Below are 14,644 nucleotides of genomic sequence, written 5' to 3'. Positions count from 1 at the left end.
GAAGGTGCTTTAATGCTTAATGGGTGCTTGCAACAGCATTTGTACTGAACGACTTATCGGCGCCTTTTAGCGTGGCCCCTTCGGTCACGTTCTCCGCCAGCGCAACCGCCAGCACGTCATCTATCCACCGTACGGGACGAATATCAAGTGCTCCTTTGATATTCTCCGGTACTTCCTTGAGATCTCGACGATTTTCCTCAGGGATTAGGACGGTCTTTATACCACCCCGCCGGGCCGCCAGCAATTTCTCCTTTAGACCACCAATCGGCAGCACTTCGCCCCGGAGGTTGACCTCACCTGTCATGGCCACATCGCAGCGTACCGGGCGTTGCGTGTAGGCCGAGACAATGGCTGTCACCATGGCGATACCCGCGCTAGGCCCATCTTTGGGCGTTGCACCTTCAGGCACGTGGATATGCAGGTCCTCGTTCTCGAAACGCTGAGGGTCGATACCATAGGCATCGGCTCGCGCCTTGACCACCGTCTGAGCAGCACTCACCGACTCTTTCATGACATCGCCCAAAGAGCCGGTTTTATTGATGCGACCTTTTCCTGGCGTGACGACCGATTCGATATTGAGCAGCTCGCCGCCCACGGACGTCCATGCCAAGCCGGTGACTCGGCCTACCTGATCTTCTTGCTCTGCCAAACCGTAGCTGTAGCGACGGACACCCGCATAGGTTTCGATCTGATCGGCAGACAAGAGTTGCGGAGCCTGCAGCTTGCTACCGGCTTTGTCTTTCGAGGTGCGCTCGGCTTCAAGGCGCTCGCGCAGTACCTTGCGACACACTTTGGCGATTTGACGTTCGAGCTCCCGCACACCCGCTTCACGAGTGTAGTAGCGCACGAGCTCCAGTAGCGCATCGTCATCGAGTGCCAACTCTTGCTCTTCCAAACCGTTGGCTTCCAGCTGTTTTGGCAGCAGGTAGCGCTTGGCGATGGCCAGCTTCTCATCTTCGGTGTAGCCGGGCAGGCGGATGATCTCCATACGATCCAGCAGCGGGCCTGGAATGTTCATCGAGTTCGCCGTGCAGATAAACAGCGTCTCGGAGAGATCGTAGTCCAGCTCGAGGTAATGGTCGCTAAAGCTACTGTTCTGCTCGGGATCCAACACCTCCAGCAGCGCGGAGGCGGGATCTCCCCGATGGTCCATTCCCAGCTTGTCCACTTCATCCAACAGGAACAGCGGATTTTTCACACCGGCACGACTCATGCGCTGCATCAGCTTACCGGGGAGCGAACCAATGTAGGTACGACGATGGCCACGAATCTCCGACTCATCGCGCACGCCACCCAGCGCCAGGCGAACATACTTACGATTGGTCGCACGGGCAATGGACTGCCCCAAAGAGGTTTTCCCCACACCAGGCGGCCCCACCAAACAAAGCACCGGCCCCTTCAGTTTTCGCACGCGCTTTTGGACTGCCAGGTACTCAAGAATGCGCGCCTTGACCTCTTCCAAACCGTAATGATCCGCGTCGAGCACTTCTTGTGCTTTGACCAAGTCATGCTTGACCCGCGTGCGTTTTTTCCACGGCACGGCGATGAGCCAGTCCAGATACGAACGCACCACGGTCGCCTCAGCAGAGTTCGACGCCATCATCTTGAGCTTGTTGAGCTCTTGCGTCGCTTTTTCAGATGCCTCTTTGGGCATGCCAGACTCTTTGATCGCCTGTTCGTACTTTTCTGCCTCATTGGGCACGTTATCCAGCTCACCCATCTCTTTCTGGATGGCCTTCATTTGCTCGTTAAGGTAATACTCGCGCTGCGTTTTCTCCATCTGCTCTTTGACACGCGAGCGGATGCGCTTTTCTACCTGGAGCAGATCGATTTCAGACTCGATCAGCGCCATCAAGTGCTCGATACGGTCACGTACGCGATCCATCTCGAGCAGCTCCTGCTTGTCACCAATTTTCAGCGACAGGTGGGCGCAGATGGTATCCACCAGCCGACTCGGATCTTCGATGCCGGAGAGCGAGTTCAGCACTTCGTTGGGGACTTTCTTGGAGAGTTTGACGTACTGCTCGAACTGATTCAGCAGCACTCTCACCAGCGCCTCCTGCTCACGGCTGGTGAGCGGCTCGCTTGCACGCGGCGTTAAATGCGCTTGGGTGTAGCCCGCCTCGTTTTCTTCGATATCGATGACATCAGCGCGGAAGCTGCCCTCGATCAAAACCTTGACGGTACCATCTGGCAGTTTCAGCAGCTGCATGATGTCAGCAACGGTCCCCATCGCGTAGAGGTCCGCATTGTCAGGATCATCCTGTGAGGCTTCTCGCTGAGCCACCAGCAGTACACGCTTGTCGGCTTCCATTGCGGCTTCCAGGGCCTGAATGGACTTTTCACGACCAACAAAAAGCGGAATAACCATTTGCGGGTACACTACGACATCCCGCAATGGCAACAGGGGTAGACATTGTGTCTGATCGGCGTTCTGCTGCATCGCAGACGTTCCTCAAATTCGGATGAGTACTTGAACGGTACTTAGCCAAGTACCTCACAGTGTGAAAGGGCATGGCAGGACACGCTCACTGCGTGCTGATCAGCCATTTCAAGTCGTGTGTTAACAACAAGGGGCCGCCTAGGCGACCCCTTGGTTTGGCACCAGCGGTGGAGAGCTAGGCCGTGGCACGCACGTCGGGGTTAGCCGTCGGTGCCGTCGACCCGGGCTTCTTCCTGCTGCGAGTAGATCAACAGTGGCTCGCTTTCGCCAGCGATAACCGAGCCATCGATGACGACTTTGCTCACCCCTTCCAAGGATGGAATTTCATACATCGTGTCGAGCAGAACCGACTCTAGTATGGAGCGAAGGCCACGCGCGCCGGTTTTACGCTCCATGGCTTTCGCCGCCACGGCTTTCAGCGCATCGTCTCTAAACTCCAGCGTGACGTCTTCCATCTCGAAGAGCTTGGCGTATTGCTTGATCAGCGAGTTTTTAGGCTCGGTCAAGATTTGCACCAGTGCATCTTCGGTGAGTTCGGTCAACGTGGCGATAACGGGCAGACGACCCACGAACTCTGGGATCAAACCGAACTTGACCAGATCTTCAGGTTCGACATCTGCCAACAGCTCTCCCACACCGCGAGAGGACTCTTTGCTCTTGACGCTGGCGTTGAAGCCAATCCCGCCTTTCTCGGCACGATCACGAATCACTTTATCGAGACCCGCAAACGCACCACCGACGATGAACAAGATATTCGCCGTATTTACCTGGACAAACTCCTGCTGAGGATGCTTGCGCCCCCCTTGCGGAGGAACAGAGGCCGTCGTGCCTTCAATCAGCTTCAACAGCGCCTGTTGCACGCCTTCGCCAGAGACATCACGGGTAATCGACGGATTGTCCGATTTGCGCGAGATCTTGTCGATTTCATCGATGTAAACAATGCCGCGCTCGGCCTTCTCGACATCGTAGTCACACTTCTGAAGCAGCTTTTGGATGATGTTTTCAACATCTTCACCCACGTAACCTGCTTCGGTCAGCGTCGTTGCATCAGCAATGGTAAAAGGTACATTCAGTAGCCGCGCCATGGTTTCGGCGAGGAGCGTTTTACCGCTGCCCGTCGGACCAATCAGCAGGATGTTGGATTTACCTAGCTCCACATCGCCTTCATGCACTTCTGACTTCAGACGCTTGTAGTGGTTATACACCGCTACGGACAGCACCATTTTGGCGCGGTCTTGTCCGATGACGTAGTCGTCCAATGTATGACGTATTTCGCGGGGCGTAGGTAAACGCTCCTCATCGCTCTCGGCATCGGCTTCGAGAACTTCTTCGCGAATGATGTCATTACATAAGTCGACACACTCATCGCAGATATACACGGACGGGCCGGCAATCAGCTTACGTACTTCGTTTTGGTTTTTGCCACAAAACGAGCAGTAGAGCAGTTTGCCACCTTCGTCCTTGCCTTTGCCGTCGGCCATTCGCGTACCTCTGTCACTGCGGCGGCTGACGCCGCCTTAAAAGCTCGTTAGAAAAGCAGAATCCTATCACGCTATCAGGATGTAGGCCGCTTATCCAGCACTGCGTCAATCAAGCCGTACTCTTTGGCCTTATTGGCGCTCATGAAATTGTCGCGGTCGGTATCTTGGGCCACTTTCTCAATCTCTTGACCGGTGTGATGGGCCAGGATTTGATTCAGTTTTTCACGAATACCGAGAATTTCACGGGTGTGAATCTCGATATCCGATGCTTGGCCTTGGTAACCACCGAGCGGCTGGTGAATCATTACACGGGAATTAGGCAGGCAGTAACGCTTGCCTGCTGCACCCGCGGTGAGCAGGAGTGCGCCCATGCTAGCCGCTTGACCGATACACACGGTGGAGACATCCGGCTTGATGAACTGCATGGTGTCGTAGATGGACATCCCTGCCGTCACCGAGCCACCGGGCGAGTTAATGTAAAGATGAATATCCTTATCAGGATTCTCAGACTCAAGAAACAGCAGCTGCGCCACGATAAGGTTGGCCATGTAATCTTCTACCGGGCCTACCAGGAAAATCACGCGCTCTTTGAGAAGACGCGAGTAAATGTCGTAGGCTCTTTCCCCTTTGGCGCTCTGCTCAACCACCATGGGCACTAAACCGCCGGCGTTTTGAATATCAAACTCACTCATTCGGGTGATTCCTTGCGTCCGGTAAGGGAAAAGCGCACCCTAGCAGGGTGCGCCACGCGATGAGATCAGGCGCTTACCTGTTCGCCCTCTTCGTTCTCATCTTGCTCAGCCTGTTGCTGAGCGGCAGCCAGCGCTTGCTGGTAAGACATTTCCACGTCTTTTACATTCGTTTGCTCAAGCAGCTTATCGACGGCTTTCTCTTCGAGAATGGCAGATTTTACCTGGGTCTTCAGCTGCTCGTTACCCATGTAGTACTCCACCACTTCGGAGGGGTCTTGATACTGTTCGGCCAGCTCTTCGACCTTCGCTTTGATCTCAGCGTCGTCAGCGTCAAGCTCGTGGGCTTTGATCACTTCAGCCAACAGCAAACCGACTTGAACACGACCTTTGGCCTGCTCTTCGAACAGCTCGTTCGGCAGTTGGCTGACGTCAAAGTCTTCACCCAAACCGAACTGCTGAGCTGCCTGACGCTTCATGCCGTCAGTCTCTTGCTGAACCAGCGCGCTGGGAACAGGAATGTCGTTCGCCTTTTTGAGGGCGTCCAATACCTGCTGCTTCACACGATTATCGACCGCCTGTGACGCCTCACGTGTCATGTTCTTTTTAATCTCAGCGCGGAATTTGGTCTCGTCACCACCTTCTACGCCAAAACGCTCGATGAACGCTGCATCCACTTCCGGCAACTTCTGAGTGCTGACTTTGTGGACGGTAACTTTGAAAGTCGCATCCTGACCGGCGAGGTGCTCGGCTTGGTAATCTTCCGGGAACGTTACAGAGATGGTTTTCTCTTCGCCCGCTTTGGCACCGATCAGCTGCTCTTCGAAGCCCGGAATGAAGCTGTTGGAACCGATGACCAGCGCGTGGCCTTCAGCGCTACCACCCTCGAACGGCTCGTCACCCAAGAAACCTTGGAAGTCGATGGTGACTTGGTCGCCATCCGCTGCGGCCGCGTCAACCTCTTCCCACGCGGCGTTTTGCTTACGCAGCGTGTCGATCATTTCATCGACATCGGCGTCGCTAACGGAAACCACCGGACGCTCAACCTCAGTGCCTTCGATAGACGCCAGTTCGACCTGCGGATAGATTTCCATGATGGCAACGAACTCGAGATCTTTGCCTTCTTGATTTACTTTTGGCTCGATCTGCGGGAAACCAGCAGGATTGAGGCCTTCTTCAGTGATCGCACGCACGTAGCGTTCGCGCATCACTTCGCCTACCACTTCATTGCGCACGCTGTCGCCATAGCGCTGACGCACGACGGCCATTGGCACCCGGCCTTGGCGGAAACCGTTCAAGCGAACGTTTTTCGCGGTGTCTTTCAAGCGAGCGCTGACGGCCTCGTCGATATCTGCTGCCGGCACCTGAATAGTGATACGGCGTTCGATCTGGGAGGTCGTCTCGACGGAAACTTGCATGAATTGTCCTCTAGCGGCTGGGCGTTGTGTTAGTTGCGTAAAATATATTCAAGGGGTCAATTTTAAGAACCCTGACGCATGGTGGCAAGCGCCATGCTCGCAAGATGGGGGCACGAGCATCAAATACAAGGGGTTAGCAGGACAAAAACTCACGCGTCACGCGCTGGCCACCATAACGATACCGCATGCAGCAGGAGGCCACAGGTCGTCGCGTGGGAGATGAAGACCTGCCAACTGATCCATTCGGTAAACACGGCATGCCAGGCTCCCATTACCAAAGCCCCCAACACCAGCATCATGGCCAAGCGCTTAAGCAATGGCGGCACTGCTTGCCGGGCTTCAAGTGACAACATCTTCCACTGAAAGATGGCAGCACCTGCTACGAACACCAAAGCTATCAGCAGTAGCGTCTGGCGAGTTTCGTGCCCGCCCGCCATGTAACGTGGCAATGCGGACAGCATCACGACGCACAACCCCAGTGCCACGCTGACCCGCTCAGGGGAGTAAAGCGCTCGCTGCATGTTAAACGACCTTCAGCTGCTGAGTTTCGATCCACTCCTCGACCCAAGGTAGCGCAGCATCATCGGCCATGAAGGTTTCCATGGCATCGATTTCAAGACGCTCACCTAACCGTTGAGCACCGTGGTCTTGAAGGAGGTCATCCAGCGCCCGGCCCGCGCCGCAAAACGTGTCCCCATAGGAGCTGTCACCTAGCGCAATGAGGCCATAACGCAATCCTGTAAGTGAAGGGCTTTGGTCTTTCAGGCTGCGTACAAAGGGAACGAAATTACCGGGAAAATCCCCACTGCCGGTGGTCGAAACACAGAACAGGGTCAGGTCATTTCTCTGGGTAATATCCTCAACCGTTGGCTGCTCAGAGATGTCGACAGCATAACCAGCCTGTTCAAACAGAGGCTTGACCTGTTCCGCCACATCCAATGCACCGCCATACATGGTGCCCACCAGAATGGTTAACGTCGGCATTGTTCTACTCCTAGGCAATGGTGTCGCACCTTACGTTGTGATCTCCACAAAGTTCAGTCGACAAATACCTGATGAATTTGCTCAAATATTAACACGACTGGCAAAAACGACGCACGCCCCACGTGGGGCTTCGACAATTGCGTAACAGGAGCGCTTATGCAGCAGGCCTTCGAGACATGGATCACGCCCATCATGGTGGGTGGCTTGATCATCTTTATGTGTTTCATCATTTGGGATTTGGCCAAAAAATCGAACGCTGGCAAGTTTGGCACGATCATGCTGTTTGTCGTGCTAGGCGCTGGCATGCTGGGCTACGTCATTAAAGTCGTGATCACTTGGCTGATTGAAGGACGCGGTATTTAACTTCGCACTCATTACGACACATCCAGAAGCCCATATGAGTGATGCAAAAAAGGAGTGCCTGACGGCACTCCTTTTCGTTGGGCAGCCATGGCAGGGTGATACTACTGGCTACTCGCGTAGCGCTCCACCTGCTGCTTGAGCTTCTGACCGGGGCGAAACGTGACGACACGCCGAGCAGAAATGGGAATCTCCTCACCGGTCTTGGGGTTTCGTCCTGGCCGCTCACGCTTATCACGTAGGTCAAAGTTGCCAAAGCCCGACAGTTTCACCTGTTCGTTCTCACGCAAACAGGCGCGAATTTCTTCAAAGAACGCCTCTACCATCGCTTTTGCTTCTCGCTTCGACAGCGCCAGCTCTGTGTGTAAATGCTCAGCTAGCTCTGCTTTGGTCAACGCACCCATAGGGCTCCTCCATGTAGCATACGCATTGCCAAGAACGTGATAAGCGTCGTGTCATGGCATAGCTTAGTTAGCCGCGAAGTTCGGCATCTAATTCGGCTCGCACGTTAGTAATGATCGAGTCGACCAACTGATTGATTTCTTCATCATTTAGCGTGCGCGAAGCGTGTTGCCAGGTCAAGCCCAATGCAATGCTCTTATAACCTTCGGCCACGCCTTTACCAGCATAGACATCAAATAGCTTTATGTCTTTCAGGTAATCCCCTGCCTTGGCTTTAGCGCAATCCAACAGCGCTTGCACTGGCGTGGCATCTTTGAGGATGAACGCCAAGTCACGACGCACCTCTGGATAGCGGGACAGCGGTTCGAACGCCGGAATCGCCCCTTGGCTCAGCGCATCCAAACGGACCTCGAACAGCACGGCATCGACCTTGAGGCCCAATGTCGCTCGCACTTGCGGATGTAGCGTACCAATCCAGCCTGCTGGTTTACCCTGGTGGAAGAGCTGCGCTGTTTGCCCTGGGTGCAGCGAAGGGTGCTCTCCGGGTTCGAAGCGCCACTCGTCCTGAGCGCCGCCCATGGCCAGTAGACTCTCTAGATCGCCCTTCAGGTCATAGAAGTCCACCTGCGCCTTGGCACCATTCCACCCTTCCGCCTCGCGACCACCACAAACCAGTGCGCCCATCATCGGCACCTGAGTCAAGTGATCCAACGGCCCATTGAACACCAAGCCCGTTTCAAAAATACGCACACGCGTCTGCTGACGATTCAGGTTGTGCTCGAGCGCTCGCACCAAACCGGGAAAGAGACTGGCACGCATCACCGACAGATCCGATGAGATCGGGTTAGCGAGCACGGGAGAAACCGCGTCGGGTAGCATTGCAGCCTGCAGATCAGGTGCAACGAAGCTGTACGTCACTGCTTCTTGGAAGCCGCGGGCGACCATTTGGTTACGCAACTGCGACTGGGTCAAGCTGGCTTCGTTCGCGGATCGCAGCGCCAATCGGGCGGCAGGACGACGCACTGGTAGGTTGTTGTAGCCATGAATACGCGCCACTTCTTCGATGAGGTCTTCCTCGATGGCGACGTCAAACCGCCAACTAGGCGCGACCACCGACCAACCTTCCGCCTGCTTATCCACGGCCAGCCCAAGACGCTGGAGAATATCGGTCACATCGTCCGCCGATAGCTGCTTGGAAAGCGCGCTTTCAAGACGAGCTTCACGCAGCGTAATCGCACGCGGTGCGGGCAAGTGTTCCTCGCTAACGGTCTCTACCACCGGCCCCGCCTGACCACCACAGATCTCCAACAGAAGCTGTGTGGCACGCTCGACTGCCATGACGGGGAGCTCAGGATCGACGCCACGTTCGAAACGGTGCGATGCATCGGTGTGCAGCCCGTAAGAGCGCGCCTGCCCAGCAATCGCAAGCGGCGCAAAGAACGCCGACTCTAGGAAAATAGTCTGTGTATTTGCGCTAACCCCAGAGTTCTCGCCCCCCATGATACCAGCCATCGCCAGAGGACCTCGCTCATCGGCAATGACGAGCGTTTCGGGGCGCAAAGCGACCTCTTGGCCATCCAACAACGTCAAGCGTTCGGCGTCTTTGGCCAGACGCACGGTAACACCGCCCTGCAAATGATCGCGATCGAATGCGTGTAACGGCTGGCCAAGCTCTAGCATGACGTAGTTGGTGACATCCACCACCGGATCGATGGAGCGCACGCCGCTGCGACGCAGGCGCTCGACCATCCAGAGCGGTGTTTCGGCATCCACTTTCACGCCTTCGATCACCCGCCCCACGTAGCGAGGGCACTGCTCTGGCGCATCGACCACAACGGGGAAAGTCGTATCGATGGTGGCTTCGACCTCGGTCATGTCCGGACCGTGCACCGGCAGACGGTTAAGGACGCCGACTTCTCTGGCCAGCCCTTTGATGCTGAGGCAGTCGCCGCGGTTCGGCGTCAAATCCACCTCGATGGTCATATCATCGAGCTGCATGTAGTCACGGAAAGGCGTACCAACCGGCGCCGACTCGGGCAGTACCAGAATGCCTGGAGAGGTTTCCTCCTCCAACCCCAACTCTGAAGCCGAGCAGATCATGCCGCGGGATTCAACGCCACGCAGCTTGGCTTTCTTGATTTTGAAATCCCCTGGCAAAACACCCCCCACCTGGGCAAAGGGAATTTTCTGCCCTACGTCGACGTTGGGCGCACCACACACCACTTGCACAGGCTCACTCGTCCCGTCATTGACGGTACAGACATTGAGCTTATCGGCATCGGGATGCTTCTCTTTGGTCAGCACTTCAGCCACGACCACACCGCTAAAAGCAGCGGCGACCGGCTCAACGGCATCTACTTCAAGGCCCGCCATGGTGATCTGGTCGGCCATGGCCTGCGTTTCCAGCTGCGGAGCTACCCATTCACGCAGCCACTGTTCTGAAAATTTCATGTTGATTCCCGTCGCTGGCAGCGGTCTTAGGTGAATTGACGAAGAAAGCGCAGATCGTTTTCAAAGAACAAGCGCAGATCATTAACGCCGTATCGAAGCATCGCCAAACGTTCAGCGCCCATCCCAAAGGCAAAACCCGTATAGCGCTCGGTATCGATACCGGAGTGCCGAAATACCTCAGGGTGAACCATGCCGCAACCCATGACTTCCAACCAGCCGCTATGGGAGCAGACACGACAGCCATGACCGCTACACATCACGCACTGAATATCGACCTCAGCAGAGGGCTCCGTGAAGGGGAAGTACGAGGGGCGAAAGCGAACCGACAAATCGTCACGCTCGAAGAACGCCTGCAGGAAATCTTCGATCGTTCCCTTCAAGTCGGCAAAACTGACGCCTTCATCCACCAGCAAACCTTCGACCTGATGGAACATGGGCGTATGGGTCAAGTCCGAATCGCTACGGTAGACGCGCCCAGGGCAGACGATACGAATGGGCGGCTCACTGCTCTTCATGGTGCGCACTTGCACCGGAGACGTATGAGTGCGTAACAGGCGAGTCGCATCGAAATAAAAGGTATCCGCCATTCCGCGCGCCGGATGGTGAGCAGGAATATTGAGCGCTTCGAAATTGTGATAGTCGTCTTCGATCTCGGGACCCACGGCCACATCGTAACCAATACGCGTAAACAACGCTTCGATACGCTCCAGCGTACGGGTAACGGGGTGAAGCCCGCCGCTCTCTTGGCCTCGACCAGGTAACGTGACGTCAATTCGCTCAGCCGCTAATCGGGCATTGAGCGCTTCGCTCTCCAGTTGCTGACGCTTGGCATCGATCTCACTCGACAGCGTCTGCTTGGCCTGATTGATTTGCTCGCCAGCCGCAGGGCGCTCTTCTGCCGACAGCTTGCCCAGCCCTTTCAACAAGGCCGTCACTTCGCCTTTCTTACCTAAGTAACGTACGCGCAACTCATCTAGCGCTGAGACGCTCTGCGCAGCTTGAATAGCATCGCGGGCCTCTGACACCAGAGTAGGAAGGTGATCCATCCGATTTACTCCGAATTAAGCGATTCCATCTCTGAGGATGGCTGGCATGTTGAAGGTGACAAAAAAACAGGGGAAGAGCGGCTGCTCTTCCCCTGCATGGGTCACACTGAAATGACCTCTGTCATTTCACACTGGCATCAGCTCAGTGCAAATGACCTTATTGGGCAGCCTTGGCTTTTTCCACGATAGCAGCAAATGCTGCTTTTTCGTGTACTGCCAGGTCGGCCAATACTTTACGGTCGATTTCAATACCGGCTTTCTTCAGACCGCCAACGAAGCGGCTGTAAGACATGCCGTTGATGCGCGCACCAGCGTTGATACGCTGAATCCACAGCGCACGGAATTGGCGCTTGCGGTTGCGGCGGTCACGGTACGCATACTGACCGGCTTTGATAACAGCCTGTTTGGCTACACGGAAAACACGCGAACGTGCACCATAGTAACCTTTGGCCTGCTTCAGAACTTTTTTATGGCGACGACGGGCAACTACGCCACGCTTAACACGGGTCATAACACACTCCTGACTTTATGACTGAGGCTAGAGGCACTCAGATAAGAAAATTCGACCTTACAGGTTCGGCAGCATGCGCTGGATCAGCGCTTTGTCGGAAGCATGGATCTGCTTCATGCCACGCAGCTGACGCTTACGCTTGGTCGACTTCTTGGTCAAGATGTGGCTACGGAAAGACTGTTTATGCTTGAAGCCATTCGCAGTCTTTTTGAAGCGCTTGGCAGCGCCGCTGTTGCTTTTGATTTTCGGCATGAGAAAACTCCGCTCGATATTTTTTAGAAAACCCAGGGCCGACTAGCGCCTAAGCGCTAGCCCGTTGACTTCGCCGTTGGATCACTTCTTTTTCGGGGCAAGAATCATGATCATCTGGCGGCCTTCCATTTTCGGGAAAGACTCCACCGCTCCGATCTCTTCCAGGTCTGACGCAATCCGTTCCATCAGCTTACGGCCGATGTCTTGGTGCGCCATTTCACGACCGCGGAAGCGCAATGTGACCTTACCCTTGTCACCACCTTCCAAGAAGCGGGTCAGGTTTTTGAGTTTCACCTGATAATCGCCTTCGTCGGTGCCAGGACGGAATTTGACTTCCTTGACCTGGATTTGCTTTTGCTTCTTCTTTTGAGCCGCTTTTTGCTTTTTGGTCTCAAAAACGAATTTGCCGTAATCCATGATCTTACAAACGATCGGATCGGCATTCGAAATTTGCACGAGATCTAAACCGGCTGCTTCCGCACGTTCAAGAGCCTCAGTGGTGGGCACTACGCCCAACTGCTCACCGTCGGCATCGATTAAACGCACTTCTTCTTCGGTAATACGCTCGTTCATTGGTGGGCGCTTGTCTTGTGGACGCCCGCGCTGATTGCTTCGCTTGATCGCTCCGTCTCCTTAGGCAATTGACGATGTCGCCAGGGCTGCTCGCTCTGCACTAAAACGTTCGATGAATTCATCGACGGTCATGGTACCGAGGTTTTCGCCGCTGCGAGTTCGCACGGCCACTGAGTCAGCTTCGACTTCCTTATCTCCTACCACAAGGAGATAGGGAACTTTCTGTAACGTATGCTCACGGATTTTAAAGCCGATCTTCTCGTTCCTCAAGTCCGCCTTGATCCGTAAGCCACTTTTTTGCAGGCGCTGCTCTAAATCGAGCGCATAATCACGCTGCGCATCGGTAATGGTCATGAGAACCGCTTGCTGCGGTGCCAACCATAACGGCATTGCGCCTGCATAATGCTCGATCAGTATACCCAGGAATCGCTCAAAGGATCCCAGAATAGCACGATGCAGCATCACAGGGGTTTTACGCGTACCGTCTTCGTCGACGTATTGCGCCCCTAAACGCCCTGGCAAGTTAAAATCTAGCTGAAGAGTACCACACTGCCAAACACGATTCAGACAATCTCTTAACGCAAATTCAATTTTAGGACCATAGAAAGCCCCTTCGCCCGGCTGCAGCTCCCACGCCAAACCAGTCGCATTGAGCGCTGCCTCAAGCCCCTGCTCGGCCCGATCCCACATCTCGGCTTCACCCAGAAAGTCTTCGGGACGCGTAGATAGCTTGAGCTCGACGTCTTCAAAACCCAGCGTTTTATAAACTTGCAGCGTTAGCGCAATGAAGGCCTCGGCCTCGGCCTGAATCTGACTTTCCGTGCAGAAAATATGGGCATCGTCTTGAGTAAAGCCGCGCACTCGCATCAGACCATGCAGGGAACCCGAAGGTTCATTGCGGTGACAGCTACCAAATTCTGCCAAGCGCAGCGGAAGGTCACGGTAGCTTTTGAGGCCTTGATTGAACACCTGAACGTGACACGGGCAGTTCATCGGCTTGACCGCGTATTCACGCTTTTCAGACTCAGTGGTGAACATTAGCTCACTGTAATGCCCCCAGTGACCCGATTTCTTCCACAGCGACAGATCCACCACCTGGGGCGTTTTGATCTCTTGATAGCCGTGCTCACGCTGAATGTTGCGCATGTACTCTTCTAACGCTTGGTACATGGTCCAGCCATTAGGGTGCCAAAAGACCATACCCGGCGCTTCTTCTTGAAGGTGGAACAAGTCCATCTTCCGCGCCAACTTGCGGTGATCGCGTTTTTCCGCTTCTTCCAGGCGCTTCAAGTAGGCCTTTAACTGCTTTTTATCGCCCCACGCCGTTCCATAGATACGGGTCAGCATTGGGTTGGAAGCATCGCCACGCCAGTAAGCACCGGCCAACTTCGTCAATTTGAAGGCCTTCAAATGACGCGTATTGGGAACGTGAGGGCCACGGCACATATCCGTGTACTCCTCATGATGGTACAAACGGATCGTTGCGCCTTCCGGAATGCCGCGGATGATTTCCTGCTTGTAGGTTTCACCCCGCTTTTCGAAGGTAGCCATCGCCTGATCGCGATCAACGTACTCTCGAATGACATCGTACTCATGATCGATCAGCGCTTGCATGCGCTTTTCGATGGCGTCCATGTCTTCAGGCGTTACCGATTTACCAAAATCGATGTCGTAATAGAAGCCATCATCGATCACAGGCCCAATGGCCATTTTGGCCTCTGGGTAAAGCTGCTTCACTGCGTGACCAATCAAATGGGCACACGAGTGACGAATAATCTCTAAACCCTCTTCATCACGGGCAGTAATGATGGAAACGTCGGCATCCTGCTCGATGATGTCAGCGGCATCCACCAGCACACCGTCTATTTTGCCCGCCACGCAGGCCTTGGCCAAACCAGGGCCAATGGACTCTGCTAGCTGCATAATAGAGAGGGGTGCTTCGAACGTTCTTTGGCTGCCATCCGGCAGTGTCACTATGGGCATTCAAGTATTCCTTGAGCGCAGTGGTGATCCATACCAAGGATCACATTTCGC

At 54.8% G+C, this 14,644-nt stretch carries 14 protein-coding genes; 1 reads left to right on the top strand and 13 read right to left on the bottom strand.

Translation table 11 applies throughout. The features are described from left to right. Positions 1-16 precede the first annotated feature (16 nt). From lon to AB6K10_RS11895, 6 genes are all read right to left on the bottom strand, one after another. Positions 17-2,443, bottom strand: coding sequence for an endopeptidase La (lon, locus tag AB6K10_RS11920; protein ID WP_339118803.1), 2,427 nt, complete (start codon positions 2,441-2,443; stop codon positions 17-19). A 200-nt stretch (positions 2,444-2,643) separates the two neighbouring features. Further along, on the bottom strand, positions 2,644-3,924 hold the full coding sequence (gene clpX, locus AB6K10_RS11915) for an ATP-dependent Clp protease ATP-binding subunit ClpX (protein WP_339118802.1): 1,281 nt from the start codon (positions 3,922-3,924) through the stop codon (positions 2,644-2,646). A gap of 74 nt (positions 3,925-3,998) precedes the next feature. Further along, entirely contained in the window at positions 3,999-4,616 is a 618-nt protein-coding gene (clpP, locus tag AB6K10_RS11910; protein ID WP_339118801.1) for an ATP-dependent Clp endopeptidase proteolytic subunit ClpP, read from the bottom strand. Positions 4,617-4,681: 65 nt separating this feature from the next. Continuing rightward, the gene (gene tig / locus AB6K10_RS11905; protein ID WP_339118800.1) at positions 4,682-6,031 is read right to left on the bottom strand and encodes a trigger factor; all 1,350 of its coding nucleotides are present in this window, start codon (positions 6,029-6,031) and stop codon (positions 4,682-4,684) included. Between the two features lie 149 nt (positions 6,032-6,180). Further along, the gene (locus AB6K10_RS11900; RefSeq protein ID WP_159342036.1) at positions 6,181-6,552 is read right to left on the bottom strand and encodes a hypothetical protein; all 372 of its coding nucleotides are present in this window, start codon (positions 6,550-6,552) and stop codon (positions 6,181-6,183) included. A 1-nt stretch (position 6,553) separates the two neighbouring features. Further along, positions 6,554-7,015: a flavodoxin gene (locus tag AB6K10_RS11895; protein WP_159342035.1), complete on the bottom strand. Its 462-nt coding sequence runs from the start codon at positions 7,013-7,015 to the stop codon at positions 6,554-6,556. Positions 7,016-7,171: 156 nt separating this feature from the next. Between AB6K10_RS11895 and AB6K10_RS11890 the strand changes: the two genes are divergently transcribed. Beyond that, positions 7,172-7,378 (top strand): DUF2788 domain-containing protein, encoded by a 207-nt coding sequence (locus AB6K10_RS11890; RefSeq protein WP_159342034.1) that lies wholly within the window; start codon positions 7,172-7,174, stop codon positions 7,376-7,378. 101 nt (positions 7,379-7,479) lie between these two features. Here the strand turns inward: AB6K10_RS11890 and AB6K10_RS11885 are convergent, their stop codons facing one another. From AB6K10_RS11885 to thrS, 7 genes are all read right to left on the bottom strand, one after another. Then, the gene (locus AB6K10_RS11885) at positions 7,480-7,779 is read right to left on the bottom strand and encodes an integration host factor subunit alpha (RefSeq protein WP_159342033.1); all 300 of its coding nucleotides are present in this window, start codon (positions 7,777-7,779) and stop codon (positions 7,480-7,482) included. A gap of 67 nt (positions 7,780-7,846) precedes the next feature. Further along, positions 7,847-10,228, bottom strand: coding sequence for a phenylalanine--tRNA ligase subunit beta (gene pheT / locus AB6K10_RS11880; protein ID WP_339118799.1), 2,382 nt, complete (start codon positions 10,226-10,228; stop codon positions 7,847-7,849). 26 nt (positions 10,229-10,254) lie between these two features. Continuing rightward, positions 10,255-11,274: a phenylalanine--tRNA ligase subunit alpha gene (pheS, locus tag AB6K10_RS11875; RefSeq protein WP_253016500.1), complete on the bottom strand. Its 1,020-nt coding sequence runs from the start codon at positions 11,272-11,274 to the stop codon at positions 10,255-10,257. Positions 11,275-11,431: 157 nt separating this feature from the next. Then, a complete protein-coding gene (rplT, locus tag AB6K10_RS11870; RefSeq protein ID WP_009097607.1) occupies positions 11,432-11,785 on the bottom strand; it encodes a 50S ribosomal protein L20 in 354 nt (117 codons plus the stop codon). 57 nt (positions 11,786-11,842) lie between these two features. Beyond that, positions 11,843-12,037 (bottom strand): 50S ribosomal protein L35, encoded by a 195-nt coding sequence (rpmI, locus tag AB6K10_RS11865; RefSeq protein WP_009724291.1) that lies wholly within the window; start codon positions 12,035-12,037, stop codon positions 11,843-11,845. 81 nt (positions 12,038-12,118) lie between these two features. Continuing rightward, on the bottom strand, positions 12,119-12,658 hold the full coding sequence (gene infC / locus AB6K10_RS11860; RefSeq protein WP_159343739.1) for a translation initiation factor IF-3: 540 nt from the start codon (positions 12,656-12,658) through the stop codon (positions 12,119-12,121). A 12-nt stretch (positions 12,659-12,670) separates the two neighbouring features. Next, entirely contained in the window at positions 12,671-14,593 is a 1,923-nt protein-coding gene (gene thrS / locus AB6K10_RS11855) for a threonine--tRNA ligase (protein WP_253016502.1), read from the bottom strand. Between the last annotated feature and the right edge of the window lie 51 nt (positions 14,594-14,644).

The organism is Halomonas sp. BMC6 (genome assembly GCF_964204995.1).
Lineage (GTDB): Bacteria > Pseudomonadota > Gammaproteobacteria > Pseudomonadales > Halomonadaceae > Vreelandella.
Note: the sequence above shows the minus strand (reverse complement) of the source record. Positions and strands in the feature narration are given on the sequence as shown.